The sequence below is a fragment of the Chromobacterium sp. LK1 genome, from assembly GCF_001043555.1.
Taxonomy (GTDB): Bacteria; Pseudomonadota; Gammaproteobacteria; order Burkholderiales; family Chromobacteriaceae; genus Chromobacterium; species Chromobacterium aquaticum.
On the sequence record NZ_LDUI01000004.1, the window covers coordinates 21,905 to 39,679 of the forward strand.

Below are 17,775 nucleotides of genomic sequence, written 5' to 3' on the forward strand. Positions count from 1 at the left end.
AAAACCCGGCCATGACATGCCATGGCCGGGTGGCCGGCCAACTTCAGCCGGCATTCAGCGTGGCTCAGTAGGCGGAGATCACGCCTTCGTTACGGCCATGGTTTGGAACCAGCGCGGCATTGCCCATGGCGAGGTTGCCGCGCATTTCGCCATAGTTCCAGCCCACCAAGCCGCCATAGACCTGGCGCCAGCCATTGACCCAGCTGATCTTGCCGCTGGCGGTGGAGTAGTTGACCGTGCCGGAGCGCTGGTTCATGCCCACCAGGCCACCCAGCATGCTGTCGCTGCCGCCGCTGACCATGCCGCTGGCCACCGAGTTGTCGATCTCGCTCTCGTTCATGCCCACCAGGCCGCCCACCAGGCTGCGGCTGCCGCCGCGAACATTGCCGGTGGCATTGCCGATCTGGATACTGCCGGCTTCATTGCTATTGCTGTTGACGCCGACCAGGCCGCCAACGCGACTGGTATCGCCGCCGATGACTTCGCCGGATGCATCCGTCGACCGCAGATTGCCGCCGTTATAGGCCACCAGCCCTCCCACCAAGCTGTTGCTGCCACCACTCACTTTACCGCTGGCGCGGGCAAAAGAGATATCGCCGGTGTTGTTGCTGCCGATCAGGCCGCCCACACGGCTGTTGGCGCCGCCGGTCACCATGCCTTGCGCGGCGGCGGTGACCACCCTGCCGCCGTTATTGGTGCCGATCAGGCCGCCCAGGCTGGCGCTGCCGGTGTCGTACACCTGGCCGCTGGCGTTGACATTGGATAGGTAGCCGTCTTGATTCAGACCCACCAGCCCGCCAATGGCGGCGCTGTACGCGCCCTTGACCACGCCGCTGGCGCTGGAACCCTCGATGGAGCCGCCTTCGTTGTAACCCACCAAGCCACCAATGCGGCTGTCATTGCTGGCGTATACCGAGGCGCTGGACTTGGCATTATTTATGCTGCCGCCCTTGCTATAGCCCACCAGGCCGCCGACGTTGAGCCCTACGCGCGCATCCACGCTGCCCGCCGCGGAGACGTCCCCGAGGTAGCCGTTGTTGTTCAAGCCCACCAGGCCGCCCACACCGCCGCTGCCGATTTCATTGCGCGCCATGCTGGAGGCGTAGACCCGGGCATTGGCCTGCGAGCGTAGCAAGTAACCGCGTACGTTTTCGCCTACCAGGCCGCCAATCGCCTGGGTGTAGCGATTGCTGTAAACGGTGCCGTTGAAGGAGGAATCGCGCACCACGCCCTTGCCGCCGGCATTGACGCCGACCAGGCCGCCGATGGAGTTCATGCGGCTGCCGTAGGCATCGACGACGGCATTGCTGCTAGCATTGTGGATCAGACCGGTGTTGCGGCCCACCAGGCTGCCGATCTCCACGCTGCCCATGTAGTTGGAAGAGCCGTTGACGCGGCTGTTCAACAGATTGACGTTGCCGATGATGCCGCTATTGGCGGCGAACAGGCCCAGCGACGGCCCGGCGAACTGGATATTGAGCCGGCTGATGTCGTTGCCCAGGCCATCGAACACGCCGGAGAAGCTGGCATTGCCGCCGCCGGCGATGGAGCTGAACACGCGGTTGTAGCCGTCGATGGCATTGCCCAGCACATAGAGGCCATTCAGATTGCCGTTGATGGCCTGCAGTTGCGCCACGTCCTGGATCACGGTGTAGCGGTTGCCATTGGAATCGAACTGGGCGCCCTTGCCGGACAGCGTCACCTTGACGCCGGACTTCAGGAAATAACCGTCGCCGCCATAGTTCAGCGCCAGCGCGCCGCCAGCGCCGGTGGCGCTGAGGTTGCCATTGAGTTGGATATTGTTGCTGGCGTTCAGCGTCAAGGCGTTGCCGCTGCTCCAACTGACCGGACCATTGACCACGATATCGCCTTGCCGGCTGGCCAGCTCGATATGGGTATTGGCCAGATTGCGGGACAGGGTGTCGGCAAACACGCCGCTGGCCGCCGGCTGGGACGCGCCTGGGCTGACTTCCAGTTGGTCGGCGCTGATTTTCCAGTTGCCGGTGCGGCCATTGCTGGCGGCGGTGTTGACCGCAGTGGCCAGCGCCACATTGACCTTGCCGCCCTTGACTTCCACCAGGCCGCCATCGCCGCGTGACGCGCCCTGGGCGCTGGCGTCCAGCCGGCCGGCCACGTCCGCGCGGCCATCGCCGGCGTCCAGCACGATCTTGCCGGATCGGTTGTTCAAGGCGCGGGCTTCAATCACGCCCAGATTATTCACCGCCGCCTGGACCATATTGGCGGCCGCGCTCGCAGTCAGCAATACTTCGCCGCCATCGGCGCGCAACAGGCCACGGTTCAGCACCTGCGCGTCTACCGCCGCCTGGTCCACTTGCAGGTTCAGCAGGCCGTCATTATCCAGATTCAGGGTGAAGGCCTTGCCGCCAGCCAAGGCCACCTTGCCTTGCTGGGCTTGAATCGTGCCCTTGTTGTCCACCTTGGCCGCCAGCAGCGCCACAAAGCCGCCGTCCTTGGCCACGATGCTGCCCTCGTTTTCAATCCTCCTGGTGGAACTACCGGCAAAGCGGTAATTGCCGGCCTGGAAATCGGCATCGGACAGATTTTGCGTGGAGGCGACCAGGCCGCCGACATTGACTTGCGCGCCCTTGCCGAACACCACGCCATTGGGGTTGATCAGGAACACGCGGCCATTGGCCTCCAACTGACCCAGGATGGTGCTGCCGTTATTGCCCAGCACGCGGTTGAGCGCGATGGACTGGCTGCCGGGCTGATTGAAGCGCACTTTCTCGCCGGCGGCGATGTCGAAGCGGTCCCAGTTGATCGCCAGCTTGTCGCTGCCCTGGTTGATGGATAGCTGTTTGCCGTTGTCGAACACCAGAATATTGCCGTTGCCGGACACCACGCTGCCGTTTTGCGGCAGCGCGTGGGCCGGCGCCAAGGCGATCAGGCCCAGCGCCGCCAGCAGGCGCCCCTGCCAGCGGCGGCCGCTGCCCGCCTTGCCGCGCGCGCGTTTCAATTCACTGCCCACTTGCCAGCACTGCTGCAGCGGGTTCCAAATCAGAGAGTAAGTCTTGTTCATCACTACTTCCTTTTTAAAATGAACGAAGTGCAATCTCCCAACACAGGAGAGTTACCGAACACCAGCGAGCGACGCCCCAGAGTCGGTCCAAGCCACCGCCGCCGCAGCGCGGCGGAGCATGAACAGCGCCCTAAAGCAGCCAACTCGCTTGCGCCCAGATCGTGGGGCCCCGTTCCGGGGCGGCGTTGCCAGCGCTGACGCGCCAGGCCGCGCTGAGATTCAATTGGCCCTGGCCTTGCTGCCAACCCAGGCCCAGGCCGAGCGCGCCGCGCTGGAGCAGGGGGTTGAGCGGCCCCCAGCCACGCTTATTGGCCCGGGTCTGGCCGTAGTCGTAGAACAGCGCGGCCTGCACGCCGGGCCAAACGGCGTAACGCGCTTCCAGATTGCCGATCCAGCCTTCGTCGCCGCTGGCGTCGCCGGCCGGGTAGGCGCGCACCGCATAGGGTCCACCCAGGCTGATTTTTTCGGAGGAATCTAGGTTGCGACTCGCCCATTGGGCATTGAGCTGGGCGTACAGGCTCAGCCGCGTGCTCAGCCTTTGCAGCCGGACGCCGCTGAGGCTGAGCTTGCCGAAGCTGCCTTGGGTGTCGGTGGTCAGGTAGTCCCACCATTGCGCCAATGGGTCTTCCATCCGCAGTTCGCCGGCGCTGTAGGCCAGCGACAGCTGGCTGAGCCCGCCGCCGCCCAGGCCGTCCTGGCCGTTGGCGCTGAGGGTGGCGGTCCACAGCCGCGCGCGCTTGACGCTGCGGCTACCGTCGAACTCGATGTCGTCCTTCAACTGCTTGTCTTCGTACAGCAGTTGGCCGTGCAGGCTGAAGTTGCGTCCGCGCCGCAGCGCCTGGCTGACAAAGCCGCTGGTGATGCGTGCATTGCCGTGCATGCCAAGATCGCTCAGGCTGCGCCCCAGCCGGTATTCCATATTGGAATAGGCGGCGCCCAACCGGGTCAGCCAAGGCCCCAACGGCAGTTGGTAGCTGATGCGCTGGTATTGCTGCCGGCCATCGCTGCCCATCGCGCGCAGGCTGAGCTGATCGCCCAGGGTGAGCGGGCTATTGAGGTTGAGACTGCCGCCCAGCCGGTATTCGCCGGTGTATTTGCCGCCATAGTTATCGAGCTCGACGCCGCCGCTGAGCAAGGCGCCGGGCTGGGCCTGCAGCAGTAGATCGGAACGGCCGGCCTGGGTGCCGGGCCGCAAGGTGGCGCGCACATTGACGCCTGGCAAGTCGTTCAATCGCAGCAAGGCCTCGTCCAGCGCGTCACGCTCCACCAGCCGGCCTTCCAGCCCGCGCAAGGGCGCGCGCAGCACCTGGTCGCGGGTTCGCGATGCATTGTCCAACTCCACGGCGCCGTAACGGCCTTCCTGGATCGCGATGCTGATTTCGCCCGCTTCGATTTCCTGCGGCGGCAAATAGGCGCGGGCCAATAGATAGCCGTGCCGCTGATAAAACCGCGTCACGCGTTCCGTCGCCGCGCGCAATTCGGCCATGCCCAGTTCGCGCCCGGCCAGGTCTTGCAGCAGCGGCGCCAGCGTCGCCGCGTCAAAGGCGGTATTGCCGCTGAAACGGAAGCCAGCGACACGCAGCCGCGGCCCGCTGTCCGGCTCGGCGGCCTGCGGCCGGGACGGCGCGCTCAGTTCCAGCTCCGGCGCGATGGACGGCGCCAATTGCGGCCGTGCCGATTCGATGTCGCGCAGCGATTGGCCGGCGTCCGGCAACTGCGCCAACGCCGGCGCGCTCCAGGCCAAGCCCAGGCCAAGGACCAGCAGCAGGTGATGTGAATGCGCGCAAGGCGCGCTGTGGCGGGAGGGATGCATGCGATCGTTCATCGAGGGGAAAAGGTTCACAACTGCGGCTGGCAGGGGGCGTCCAGCACCTCGTAGCGCTGCTGCCGATCGCTGTCCCGCTTGGGCAGTTGATAGTCGATCCGGCATTGCTGCTCCAGCGCCTCGCCCCAGGACACGGTCAATTCGCCGCTGGGCGCCAGCCCCTTGGCCAGGATGCGGCCGCCCTGCCCCACCACGCCGACGCTGTCGCCGGCACGGTTGCGCACGGTGGCGGCGAACGGCAGCGGCTTGTTGTCCGGCAAGCGGCTGTTGATCAGGGTGGCGCGCGCCACTTCGGTGTCGTAGGACAGCATCACCACCGCGCCGGCGCGCGGCGCCAGACCCTTGCTGCCCGTCTGTTTCAGTTCCACGTCCAAGGGCATGCCCTTGGGGTCGATATCTATGGTGTTGAGGTGATAAGGGGTCAGGCTGGGCACCACCGCGTAACCGCGGCCATCCACCCGCGCCTGACCGGAGCCCACCAGAGCGCCTTCGGCGTCCGGCACGCGCACCACCGCGATGGTCTCGCCCAGGCTGCGCGACAGGGTCAGCCCGCCGGGATGAGCCACCAGCGCGCCGGCGGCGCCAGCGGAATATTGGCGATAGCCCCGGCCGGCGCTGACGCTGGTATTCAGCTGGACATACGGCAGCTTATAACCCAGTTGCGCGCCGCCGCTGGCGCCTCCTTGCTCCGCATCGCTGGCGGAGACCGAGTAATTGACCTTGCCTTGTTCGTCCATCACGCCGGACACGGTGGCGGTGGCTTGCAAACCGCTGTTGGAATCGCGGGTGACGAAGCTGTTCAAGGTGGGCGTGCGCCGGCCCTCGCCCAAGGGCAGGCTCAGGTTGAGCAGGTAGGTGGTGCGGCTGCCGTTGGCCGCGCTCAGCCCCTGGGTCAGGCTGCGCGTGCGCTGCACGGAAAGGCTGTAGCTGACGCCGCGCCAGCTATTGCCGTAGCCGGCGGAAAAATTGATTTCCTTGCTGGAGTCGCCCCAGAACTGCTGCATCGAGCCATTGGCGTACAGCGAGCCGCGGCCCCATTGCTGGCTGATGTTGGCATCAAAGCGGTGGCGTTGCCGCACCACGGAATCGAAGGGCTGTTGCTGCCGGAGCTGTTCCTTCACCGCGATGGCATCGGTCAGCGACAGAAAACCGGAGGTGGTGTAGCGGTAGGCCAGCAAGGAAAAGTTGGTGCCGGTGGCGTCCAGCCGCTTGCTGAACGACAGCCGCAGGCTATTGCCATGAAAGCGCCGTCCTTCCGGCTGCCGGCTCTGCGCGCGGGTCAGGTCGACGGCGAAAGCGCCCACCCGGGTATTGGCGGCCACGCCCAGCAGGGCCGATGCATAGTCGCTGGACGCGATCGCGCCGGTATAGGCGGTCCACAACCCATCCAGCCCGCGCTTGTAGATGGCCTGGACGAAGAAGGGGTCGTCGGCCACGCCCGGCTGTTTGAGCTGGCCGGCGATCAGGCTATAGCGCTGCATATCTCTGCGCAGCAGCTGCGGCGTGGAGGCATAGGGCACGACAAAGCTGCTTTCGGCTCCATCGGCCTCCACCACCTTGACCAGCAGATCGCCGCCATCGCTGTTGACCTGCAGGTCGCGGATGGCGAAGGCGCCGGGCGCCACCGAGGTTTCGTAAATCAGGTAGCCGCGTTGCGACACGCTGACCTTGGCATTGCTTCTGGCGGTGCCGTTGATCACCGGCGCGTAGTTGCGCTCGTTGTCCGGCAGCATGCGCGCGTCGCTGCTCAGTTGCACGCCGCGGAAGGACAGGCTGTCGAACAGCTCGCCGCTGCTGGAGGTTTCGCCCAACACCAGCTGCGAGCGCCAGGCTGGCACATCGGTCTGCAGATAGACCGAGCCGCTCTGATAACGACCGGAGCGGCCGGACGACCAGGACAGCGAGCCGTTGTGACGCAGCCGCCAACGCCCCAGGTTAACGCCGCCGTTCAGGCCGACATAAGCACTGCTATTGCGCATCCCCCTGCTTTCGCTGCTGTATAGATTGGCGTTGTAGTCGAGCACCGCCGCACTGACGCCGTTCTCCCATTTTTCCGGACCGACGAAGCTGCTGCTGCTGGCGAAGTGGACGAACAGCGTTGGCACTTGCAAGGTCAGCTTCTGTTCCGCCATGTCCACGCTGACCCTAGCGCCCGGCACGTATTGCGCCAGTTCGCCACAGAACAATGTGTCCGGCATCGGATTGGGCTCGCCGCTGCCGCTCTGCCCGCGCGCCGCCTTGTCCATGTCCACGCCCATGCGCTCCAGTTGCTCACGCTTGAAGCAAGGCTGCGCGCTGGCGCCGGGCTCGCGTTCCGCGAACACGATATCCTCCATCCCCTGCCAGCGGCCGTTGACTCTGATTTCCAACCTATAGCTGCCGGCCTGAACCTGGCCTTCCCGTTCGAAGCGGCTGAGGTCGATGTCCTTCTGGCCCGCGCCGGTGAATAGATAGGACGCGTCGAACACCACATTGCGCGACGCCGCCCGCGGCGCAGCCGGCTGCTCGCCGCCGGCTGCGGGCGGCTCCGGCGCGGCGGCCGGCGTCACGCCGTCGGCGTGGGCGGCGGCGCAAGCGCCGCTGAACAGGCCCGCCACCAATACCGCCAAAGGCTTGGCCGCGGGCACGCGCGTCCCGGCCTTGTCGCTTCCGCTCAAGCCACCCATATGCAGTCTCGCTTAATTGCTTCGATTCTTGATCCGGGGCCAACCCCGGTGCGTGAAAAGTCACTGGCGGAAAGCCGGACTATTGCAAGCGTGTCTCCGCGTCGACAATGCCGCCGAAGTCATTCACCGCCTGGAAGCGGAGCAGCACACCGGGCTTGAAGGCCTGCGCCTGGCTCGGGATGGCGAAGCGCTCGGAGGAGAAGGGCTTGACCATGTCGACCGGCACTTCAACCGGCTTCTGACCGGAGGCCTGCACATCGGCCTTGAACAGGGAAACGAAATAAGGCGTGGGGTTATGCGCTTCCAGGTAATGCTTCCCGGCTTCGCTCACCACCGTCCAGCGCATTTTCCGCGGCGCCAGCGCCGGGTCGTCGCTCAAGGAGGCTGGCCGGAAAAACACTTTCAAGCGCGTGCGATAGGTGAACTGCAAGTAATTTGCGCCAGCGGCCTTGGGCGGGACTTCCAGGAAATTGATCCAGAACACCGATTCCCTATCCGTGGCCAAGGGCTCGCCGCTATACAGCATGCGCACCACCTGGCGCTTGTCCGCGTCCATGCGGAAAATAGGTGGCGACAGCGTGAACGGCGCCTGGATATCACTGGGCGCCACCGCGGCATCGCCCAGGTCCAGCCAGGACTGAACCAAGACAGGGTCATTGCCCTTGTTTTCCAGCTGGATGCTGACTTCCCGCTCTTGAGCGGGATAGATGATCCGCGTGCCGCGGATCACCAGTCCCGCCTCCGCGGCGCTAGCCCACATCAGGACCGCCACAGCATAAATAGCCGCCAGACCTGCATTTGTGCGCGCCATCCATGCCATGGCCGCCCTCCTCAACTCAATTTCAGAACCTGGGCCTTAGCGGTAAGCCAGCACGTAGTCGATCTGGCTGAACACTGAACCGCTGCCGGCTTCGTTGGCCGGGTTGATGCGTTCCAACTTGGCGGACAGATCAATGGTGGCGGTACGCATTTTCGGATCCCCTGAAGTCGGCACATCCGGACTCAAATTAGCTTCCGGCATATCTGCGCTATTGCTGGATCCCAGCGGAATCTTGACTGCGGAACTGCCCGAGCCCTTGTACAAGCCAATTTCCACGTTCGAGGCCGAAGTGGGGCCGTTCAGCTTCAGACGGCCGGTGCCGCGATTCACGTTTAGGTTGTTCGGGTTGAAGGCGATTTGCACCCGATCGGCATTGCAGACATTGGACATGCCGCTAATGACTAGGCTGAACGGCACCGCGGCACTGCCGGTCGCCCCGATTTCCTCCGGCTTCAGATTATTGAAATCCACCACCTTGTAGCCGTCTTCCTGACCGTCGATCAGGCAGGTGCTGCTGGCGACGCTGCCCTTGAACACGATTTCGCCGCGGTTGGCCGCAAACGCCTGGGATGCCAGGCCGACGCCCAAGGCCAATACCACGCTAATAGTCAGCTTATTCATGCAAAACACTCCAAAATTGAATCCGTCGAAATCCACAGCCGCGATCCTGAACGCCGAACCGCCGCCGCTGGACACCCTATTAGGGGATACCCCGTTCCGGCGCGCCGCCTGCTTTCTGCTCGCCGGGAATTGGGCAGGCACATTATCTGCAGGCCCACGCGCCAGCTGAATGAGACGTTTCTCAAACCTTGCTGCAGTGCGGGAAAATGAGAAATTTCTTAATAGGTGAATATTTTCCTGGCCATCGCCACCGACTAGCTGACGAAATCCGGATAACGCTGGCGATGCCGTGGGCTTCCATGGGACCGCCATCCGGCGGCGGCTGAAGCATCTGTCATCCTGGGATGAAGTCTGCTACGCTGCCTGTCCGTTTCGACTTCTGCGTCCGCAGGATTTCACCATGCTCAAGTTTGACGTTCTGATCATAGGCAGCGGCCTGGCCGGCATGACCTTGGCGCTGCATCTGGCCGAAAGCCGCAAGGTGGGCTTGATCACCAAGCGCGATTTGCTAGAAGGCAGTTCCACTTACGCTCAAGGCGGCATCGCCGCGGTGCTGGACACCGAGGATTCGGTGGAAGAACACATCCGCGACACGCTGATCGCCGGCGCCGGGCTGTGCAATGAGGCCAGCACGCGTTTCATCGTCGAGCACTCCAAGGAGGCGATAGACTGGCTGATCGCCTTGGGCGTGCCCTTTACCAAGGATGAGACCCATCGCACCGGCTACCACCTGACGCGCGAGGGCGGGCACAGCCATCGCCGCATCATCCATGCCGCGGACGCCACCGGCGCGGCGGTGACCAGCACGCTGGGGCAGAAGATCAAGGCGCATCCCAATATCACCGAGCTGGAAGATCACATCGCCATCGATCTGATCACCTCGCGCAAGCTGGGGCTGCCGGGCAAGCGCGCCTACGGGGTCTACGCGCTGGACAAGCTGGCGGACCAGATCGTCACCATCGCCGCCAAACACACCATCCTGGCCTCGGGCGGCGCCGGCAAGGTCTATCTCTATACCACCAATCCTGACACCGCCACCGGCGACGGCATCGCCATGGGCTGGCGCGCCGGCTGCCGGGTGGCCAATATGGAATTCATGCAGTTCCACCCCACCTGCCTCTATCACCCGCACAGCAAGTCCTTCCTGATCACCGAGGCGGTGCGCGGCGAGGGCGGCATCCTGAAGCTGCCGGATGGCACCCGCTTCATGCCGGAACACGATCCGCGCGCCGAACTAGCGCCGCGCGACGTGGTGGCGCGCGCCATCGACTTCGAGATGAAGAAGCACGGCCTGGACTGCGTCTACCTGGACATTTCCTACAAGCCGGCCCATTTCATCCGCGAACACTTCCCCAATATCTACGCCCACTGCCTGGAGCTGGGGGTAGACATCACCCAGCAGCCCATTCCGGTGGTGCCGGCGGTGCATTTCACTTGCGGCGGCCTGGTCACCGACCTGAGCGGCCACACCGATGTCGACGCGCTATACGCGGTGGGCGAAGTGGCCTGCACCGGCCTGCACGGCGCCAACCGCCTGGCCAGCAATTCCTTGCTGGAATGCCTGGTGATAGGCAAGGCGGCGGCGGAAGACATTCTGGCCGCGCCGGAAATCAAGCTGCCCAAGATCCCGGATTGGGACGACAGCCAGGTGACGGACCCGGACGAGGAGGTGGTGATCTCTCACAACTGGGACGAGTTGCGCCGGGCGATGTGGGACTATGTGGGCATCGTGCGCACCAATAAGCGGCTGATGCGCGCGCAGAACCGCATCCGCCTGCTGGCCGAGGAGATCAACGAGTATTACCGCCATTTCCATGTCAGCAACGATCTGATCGAGCTGCGCAACCTGGTGCAGACCTCAGAACTGATCGTGCGTTCCGCGCTGCTGCGCAAGGAGAGCCGCGGCCTGCATTACAGCCGCGACTATCCGGAAAAACTGGAACTGGCGCAGGAAACCATCCTGACGCCGGAAGACACGCCAGTCGCCAAGCCGGACTGACGATCCGGGCGGGCTACACCCCGCCCAGATAGTCCATCTTGCCCAGCGGCACGCCGTTGTGACGCAGGATGGCGTAGGCGGTGGTGATGTGAAAGTAGAAATTGGGCAGCACGAAGCCCAGCAGATAGCTCTGACCGCTGAAGCGAATCTCCTCGCCGCGCACTTTCAGTACCACCTCTCGTGTTTCGCTGCCATCGATCTGCGCGGCGGCGAAGCCCTGCACATAGGCCACGGTCTTGGCGATGCGTTGGCGCAGCTCGTCGAAGCTGGCCTCTTCGTCGGCGTAGCTCGGCACCTCGACTCCCGCCAGCCGCGCGACACAGCCCTTGGCGCTGTCGCTGGCGATCTGCACCTGGCGCGTCAGCGCGAACATATCCGGCGCCAAGCGGGCGTTCAGCAGCACTTCCGGCGCGATCTTGCGCGCGTCGGCGTCGGCGGCGGCCTTGTCCAGCAAGGCGGACAGATTGTTCAGGCCCCGGATCAGCACCGGGACGGAAGCTTGATACATGGAAACAGACATCGGCGGGCTCCTGTCGGATAAGGGAAAACGGCCGATCCGGCCAGGACGGCGGGGATGCGGCTCGCCGTTACAGCATAAGCGAAAGCGCCGCGGCCGTGGGCTCCCACAGTGGCGGCGCTTGCCTTCCATGTCTCCAACGACTCACGGACAAGGCACGTGAATGCTTTTTGAGCCCGCGTAAATATTCTTGCAAGACGCCTTGGAACCTATGCCGTCCAGGGTAAAGTGCGGATCGCTCTTCTGATGGCAGCCCTTGGAGACATTCAGCTTGCATGCCGACTTATCGATCATTTCCTTCAAGGCATCGCTTTTATTGCTCAGGTATTCGGTGGCCTCGGCCTGGGTATAGGCTTTCACATCGCTATTGGCGGGATCGTTCCAGCCTTTCTTGAACGTGATCCCCGCATTGGCGGCGCCCATTGTCAATACGGCCAGCAGGCCTGCCAGCCAACACATCGCGCTAGTTTTGCTCATCATCAGCTCCTACCCGGGTGTATGAATGCTTGGCACCGACGCGCAGCGCCACGGTCGGGTCCGGGCAAGCGGCGTGCTCCCGCCCAAACCTTATGACAAACAATAGTAAGGGATAGGCCGGTAGTTCACCTGACCAACAAGACTGTTGTCATAACTTTGCGAGTGTGAGCCCTTAGAATGCGTTTACGATCTGGCGAGCTAAGGCGAGACAAGGCGAAAACGGCCGAGAAAGCGGAATGTACTCGTGGTACATGAGCACTGAGCTTGGTTTCAACGCCGTATCGCCAACGCCCAGCAGATCGTAAACAAGTTCTTACTCAGGCTTGGCCAATGGCAGGGTGAACCAGAACGCGCAACCGCCGGCCACGGTGCTGTTGGCGCCAAATTCGCCGCGGTGGAATTCGACGATGGAACGGCAGATATTCAGGCCTATGCCCATGCCGTCCGGCTTGGTGGAATAGAACGGGGTGAACAGATTGCTCTTCATCGCCTCGGACAGACCAGGGCCATTGTCCACCACCTCCACTCGCCAGAACGCGGGCCCAATGGAAGTGCGCACCTTGACCCGCGGCCGCTTGGTTTGCGCTTCCTGCATCGCCTCGATCGCGTTTTTCATCAGATTGAGCAGCACCTGCTCAATCAATACCGGGTCCATGTCCAGCAGACAGCGGCCAAGGTCCTGCTCCACTTGCAGCTTGACGCCGGCCTTGGTGGCCAGGCCCTCCGCCAGGCCGACCGCGCGCAGCACCACCGGCCCCGGCTCCACCCGCTCCAGCTGCGGCTCGTGTTTCTTGACGAAGGCGCGAATGCTGCTGACGATCTGGGCGGCGCGCTTGGCCTGCTCGGCAATGGCCTGGATCGCCTCGCGCACGCCGGCCGGCAATTCCAGCGCCGCCGGCAAGCGACGGCTGACGCCGGCGGCATAGGTGTTGATCGCGGTCAGCGGCTGGTTCAGTTCATGCGCCAGCGTGGAGGCCATTTCGCCCATGGCGATCAGGCGCGAGGTGTTTTGCAAACGCTCCTGCTGCGCCAGTTCCCGCCCTTCGCGCGCCTTGTCCTCGCTGATGTCGGCCAGGATGGCCAGCCAGGCGGATTCGCCGTTCACCCAGTCGATGCGGCGACGGTGGGCCTGAAACCAGCTGGTGCCGCCGTCGGTGGTGAATTCCAGGCCGTATTCGTCCTGCTCCGGTTGCTCCTGCAAGCCGGGCAGCAGCACACAGCAAGGGCCGTCCGGTTCCAGCGTCAGCCACAGCCGGGCAAACGCCGGATTGGCGTACAACAACAGTCCGCCGCTCTCTTCCATCACGCAGACGCCGGCCACCAGACCGTTGAGCACGGTGAGGAAGCGCTGGTGCGAGGCATTGAGCGCCAGCCGCTGCCGCTTGCGCTCGGTAATGTCGAACAAGGACGCGATCCAGCCACGCTGGCTGCCGTCAGCTTCCACCAAGGGCGTGGCGTAAAGCCTCACCTCGATGAATTCGCCATCCTTGCGCGCGAAGCGCAGCTCGAAGCCCTGCTCTGGCTGGCGGTTATCGCGCACCGCGGCGATGGCCGCGGTCATGGTGGCGTGGTCGTCGGCCGGCCAGAACGCGTGCGGCGGCGCCTGGCCCACCAGTTCCTCGGCGCTGAAGCCCAGCATGTCGCAGAAGGCGCGGTTGACGCGCACGATGCGCCCTTCGTCCTCCAACGCCACCAGACCGCTCTTCATGCAGTCTTCTATCGCCTGGCGCAGCGACACTTCCTTGGCCAGCGCCTGCTCGGCGTGGGCGCGCTCGCGCACATGGCGGCGGATGCGCCAGGCCGCGTACAACAGCGCGCTGACCAGCAATACGATCAGCCCGGACAGCACCGGCAGGGTCAGGCCCAGACCGGCGCGGTAACTGACCGCGTGCAGATAGAGGCCGTAACCGGGCGGGTCAAAACTGGTCTGGTGCGAGACGGTGCCCGGGCGCTCCGCCGGGTCGAACTTGCTGGCCAGGATCTTGCCGCTCAGGTCCTGGATGCTGATGGAGTTCTTGGAGGCGATCCACCACGGCACCTGGTTGAACAGCAGCAGGTCCAGTTGGTAGCTGAGCCGCAGCCCGCCCAGCGGCTTGCCGTCGTGGACGATGGGCACGGCCAGGTCGAAACGGTATTTGCCGTCCCCGCCCTGGTAGGGCTCGCCGTAGCTGGGACGCAGCAGACGGTTGGCGCGCCACAGCGCGTCGAACTCCTCGCCGCGCAACACCCTGCCGTCGCGGCGGGTGCCGTGCTGATCGCGCAACACCCGGCCGTCCAGGTCCACTTGCTCTATGGTCAGCAGTTCCGGGTTTTCACGCAGGTAGAAGGAGGCCTGGCGCGCGAAGCGCAGGCTGTCGATGGCGCCGCCCTCGATCTCCCGGCTCAGCGTGTCGCCCCACTCCTGCTGCCCTTCCAGATGCATGCGCAGCGACTGCTCCAGCCACAGCACTTCCTGGATCAGATTATCCTGCTGCTCGTCGCGCCAATCGCGGTAGACCAGGTAGAACAGGCTGCCCAGCGCCAAAACCAGCGCCAGCAGCAGCGAGGCCGCGCTGAGCCAGAGCATGCGGGGAGAGCGGCGTTGCGCCATATTTTTTATTTGCATGACATGCTAGGGAAAATCCTAATGCTGAAGTCCCTAATGGCTGAAGGACCGGGGAACTTCTACTTTACACCGAACATAGAGACTGTCCACAAGGACAGCATATAAAGGAAAGTAGCCTCAGCTTTACCCTTAAAAATACAAAAGCATAATATTAAGCATGGGCAGCCTTTCCTAAATCCGCACCATGCATTCACATTGGAGATGAGAATGAAACTGAAGTTTGCCGCCGTGGCCGTTTGCGCCGCGTTCGCATTGTCCGCCACCGCCAACGCCGCCGGCGAGATCGTCATCAAGTTCAGCCATGTGGTTTCCCCGGACACCCCCAAGGGCAAGGCCGCGGAATACTTCAAGAAACTGGCGGAGCAACGCACCAAGGGCAAGGTCAAGGTGCAAGTGTATCCCAACAGCCAGTTGTACAAGGACAAGGAAGAACTGGAAGCGCTGCAGTTGGGCGCGGTGCAGATGCTGGCGCCCAGCCTGGCCAAGTTCGGCCCGCTGGGGGTGAAGGAGTTCGAGGTCTTCGACTTGCCTTATCTGTTCGACAACTACGACCAGGTCAACAAGGTGATGCACGGCCCCATCGGCAAGCAATTGCTGGGCAAGCTGGAGAGCAAGGGCATCAAGGGCCTGGCCTATTGGGACAACGGCTTCAAGAATTTCTCCGCCAACAAACCCATCCGCACCCCGGCCGACCTCAAGGGCATGAAGATCCGCATCCAGTCGTCCAAGGTGCTGGAAGAGGAAATGCGCACCCTGGGCGCGCTGCCGCAGGTGATGGCCTTCTCCGAGGTATACCAGGCGCTGCAGACCGGCGTGGTGGACGGCACCGAGCTGGAAGCGTCCAATCTGTACACCAGCAAGGCCTATGAGGTGCAGAAACAGCTGACGCTGACCCAGCATGGCTTCCTCGGCTACGCCGTCATCGTCAACAAGAAGTTCTGGGACGGCCTGCCGGCCGATGTCCGTACCCAGCTGGACAGCGCGATCCGCGATGCGTCCATCTACGCCAACGACATCGCCAAGAAGGAAAACGAACGCGCGCTGGCCGGCATCAAGGCCGCCGGCAAGACCCAGATCTACACCCCCACTCCGCAGGAGCGCAGCGCCTTCAAGAAAGCGCTGGCGCCGGTCCATACCAAGATGGCCGGCCGCATCGGTCAGGATCTGCTAAACCAGATTTATAAAGAGACCGGTTTCAACCCGGCCAAATAAGACCATGCGAGTCCAAGAGCATGCCAGGCGGCATGCTCTTGTTCCATGCGGAGACAGCCATGTTCAAATTCCTCGATCACCTTGAGGAGTGGATGATCGCCTGCCTGATGGGGGCCGCCACCCTCATCACCTTTGCCGCGGTATTGCACCGCTACGGCTCGGGCATCGCCACTCTGCAGCCGCTGCTGGCCCACATCAATATGTCCTGGGCGCAGGAGCTGACCATTTACCTCTTTGTCTGGATGGCCAAGTTTGGCGCCGCCTACGGCGTGCGCACCGGCATCCATGTCGGCGTCGATGTGCTGATCAACCGGCTCAGCGACAAGCGCCGCGCCCGCTTCATCGTGTTCGGCCTGCTGGCCGGCGCGCTGTTCACCGGCACCGTCGCCGTCATGGGCGCCGATTTCGTCTGGGACATCGCCCACACCGATCAAACTTCACCCGATCTGGAAGCGCCGATGTGGCTGGTCTACCTGGCCATTCCCTGTGGCTCTTCGCTGATGTGCTTCCGCTTCCTGCAAGTGGCCTGGAACTTCGTCAAGACCGGCTCGCTGCCCAAGCATGACCATGGCCATGTGGATGGCCTGGAAGGCGATGAGCAACTGGACAATATGCACCCCCATGATCTGCACCACGGAGGCCGGCCATGAGCGCCTTGATCATTTTTGGCCTGCTGATGCTGCTGATGCTGACCGGCATGCCGATTTCCATTTCCCTGGGCCTGACGGTGCTGACCTTCCTGTTCACCATGACGGAAGTGCCGATCACCTCGGTGGCGCTGAAGCTGTTCACCGGCATCGAGAAGTTCGAGATCATGGCCATCCCCTTCTTCATCCTGGCCGGCAACTTCCTGATGCACGGCGGGGTGGCCAAGCGCATGATACGCTTCGCCACCACCCTGGTCGGCCATTGGTACGGCGGGCTGGGCCTGGCCGGCGTGGTCTCCTGCGCGCTGTTCGCCGCCATCACCGGCTCCTCGGTGGCCACCGTGGTGGCGGTGGGCTCCATCATCCTGCCGGCCATGGTCAAGCAGGGCTATCCGCAGCGCTTCGGCGCCGGGGTGATCACCACTTCCGGCGCGCTGGGCATCCTGTTCCCGCCGTCGATCAACCTGGTGATGTACAGCATCGCCACCGCCGGCATGGATGTCACCGGTCCCAACGGCATGAGCGTCAGCACCGCATCGGTGGGCCAGCTGTTCATGGCCGGCGTGCTGCCCGGCCTGTGCCTGTCCCTGCTACTGGGCCTGACCACCTGGTTCCGCGCCAAGAAATTCGATTACCCGCGGCTGCCACGCGCCAGCTGGGGCGAGCGCTGGCAGGCCTTCCGCGACAGCGTCTGGGGCTTGCTGCTGATCGCGCTGGTGATAGGCGGCATCTACAGCGGCATCTTCACGCCCACCGAGGCGGCGGCGATGGCGGCGGTGTACGCCTTCGTGATCGCGGTCTTCGTCTATAAGGACATGGGGCTGAAGGACGTGCCCAAGGTGTTGCTGAACGCGGCGTCGATGAGCTCCATGCTGCTCTACATCATCACCAACGCGGTGCTGTTCTCCTTCCTGCTGGCTTCCGAGCAGATTCCGCAGGCGATGGCGGCCTGGATGACCAGCCAGGGCCTGGGCATCGTCGCCTTCCTGCTGCTGACCAATATCCTGCTGCTGGCGGCCGGCAACTTCATGGACCCGTCCGCCATCGTGCTGATCATGGCGCCCATCCTTTATCCGGTGGCGGTGAAACTGGGTGTCAATCCCATCCACTTCGGCATTCTGATCGCGGTGAACATGGAAGTGGGCATGTGCCACCCGCCGGTGGGATTGAACCTTTATGTCGCCTCAGGCATCACCAAGATGGGCATCACCGAACTGACGGTGGCGGTGTGGCCGTGGCTGCTGACCATGCTGGGTTTCCTGGTGGCCGTCACCTACGTGCCGGAAATCTCGCTGTGGCTGCCGCGCGCGCTGGGCATGGTGAATTAGCATCCGCCTGACAAGCAT

The 17,775-nt window shown here is 63.6% G+C and carries 12 protein-coding genes; 4 read left to right on the forward strand and 8 right to left on the reverse strand.

Going from position 1 to position 17,775, the window contains the following annotated elements:
• Positions 1-64: 64 nt before the first annotated feature.
• The 5 genes from VI26_RS02850 to VI26_RS02870 all read right to left on the reverse strand — a co-directional run bounded on the left by VI26_RS02850 (position 65) and on the right by VI26_RS02870 (position 8,972).
• Complete coding sequence (locus VI26_RS02850; RefSeq protein ID WP_048408239.1) at positions 65-3,040, reverse strand: filamentous hemagglutinin N-terminal domain-containing protein; 2,976 nt, start codon at positions 3,038-3,040, stop codon at positions 65-67.
• A 130-nt stretch (positions 3,041-3,170) separates the two neighbouring features.
• Positions 3,171-4,853, reverse strand: a complete 1,683-nt coding sequence (locus VI26_RS02855) for a ShlB/FhaC/HecB family hemolysin secretion/activation protein (RefSeq protein ID WP_053074198.1) — start codon at positions 4,851-4,853, stop codon at positions 3,171-3,173.
• Positions 4,854-4,879: 26 nt separating this feature from the next.
• Positions 4,880-7,531, reverse strand: a complete 2,652-nt coding sequence (locus VI26_RS02860) for a fimbria/pilus outer membrane usher protein (protein ID WP_053074199.1) — start codon at positions 7,529-7,531, stop codon at positions 4,880-4,882.
• A 79-nt stretch (positions 7,532-7,610) separates the two neighbouring features.
• Entirely contained in the window at positions 7,611-8,291 is a 681-nt protein-coding gene (locus tag VI26_RS02865) for a fimbria/pilus periplasmic chaperone (protein WP_197081361.1), read from the reverse strand.
• Between the two features lie 96 nt (positions 8,292-8,387).
• Positions 8,388-8,972: a fimbrial protein gene (locus VI26_RS02870; protein WP_048408241.1), complete on the reverse strand. Its 585-nt coding sequence runs from the start codon at positions 8,970-8,972 to the stop codon at positions 8,388-8,390.
• Positions 8,973-9,372: 400 nt separating this feature from the next.
• Here VI26_RS02870 and nadB point away from each other — a divergent pair, with 400 nt between their 5' ends.
• Positions 9,373-10,971 carry an L-aspartate oxidase gene (gene nadB, locus VI26_RS02875; protein WP_048408242.1) on the forward strand — a complete coding sequence of 533 codons (1,599 nt, stop codon included), beginning with the start codon at positions 9,373-9,375 and terminating at the stop codon, positions 10,969-10,971.
• A 13-nt stretch (positions 10,972-10,984) separates the two neighbouring features.
• On the opposite strand, the gene VI26_RS02880 is transcribed toward nadB, so the two are convergent.
• The 3 genes from VI26_RS02880 to VI26_RS02890 form a co-directional block, all read right to left on the reverse strand.
• The gene (locus VI26_RS02880) at positions 10,985-11,491 is read right to left on the reverse strand and encodes a DUF1993 family protein (protein WP_048408243.1); all 507 of its coding nucleotides are present in this window, start codon (positions 11,489-11,491) and stop codon (positions 10,985-10,987) included.
• Between the two features lie 141 nt (positions 11,492-11,632).
• Complete coding sequence (locus VI26_RS02885; protein WP_048408244.1) at positions 11,633-11,965, reverse strand: hypothetical protein; 333 nt, start codon at positions 11,963-11,965, stop codon at positions 11,633-11,635.
• A gap of 313 nt (positions 11,966-12,278) precedes the next feature.
• Complete coding sequence (locus VI26_RS02890; RefSeq protein WP_231580946.1) at positions 12,279-14,531, reverse strand: PAS domain S-box protein; 2,253 nt, start codon at positions 14,529-14,531, stop codon at positions 12,279-12,281.
• A 246-nt stretch (positions 14,532-14,777) separates the two neighbouring features.
• Between VI26_RS02890 and VI26_RS02895 the strand changes: the two genes are divergently transcribed.
• From VI26_RS02895 to VI26_RS02905, 3 genes are read left to right on the forward strand one after another with little or no spacing between them, the layout of a single operon-like run.
• On the forward strand, positions 14,778-15,782 hold the full coding sequence (locus tag VI26_RS02895) for a TRAP transporter substrate-binding protein (RefSeq protein ID WP_048408246.1): 1,005 nt from the start codon (positions 14,778-14,780) through the stop codon (positions 15,780-15,782).
• A gap of 59 nt (positions 15,783-15,841) precedes the next feature.
• Positions 15,842-16,432, forward strand: coding sequence for a TRAP transporter small permease (locus VI26_RS02900; protein ID WP_048408247.1), 591 nt, complete (start codon positions 15,842-15,844; stop codon positions 16,430-16,432).
• Positions 16,429-17,757, forward strand: coding sequence for a TRAP transporter large permease (locus VI26_RS02905; protein WP_048408248.1), 1,329 nt, complete (start codon positions 16,429-16,431; stop codon positions 17,755-17,757). The genes VI26_RS02900 and VI26_RS02905 overlap by 4 nt, the downstream gene beginning before the upstream one ends.
• Positions 17,758-17,775: the final 18 nt, after the last annotated feature.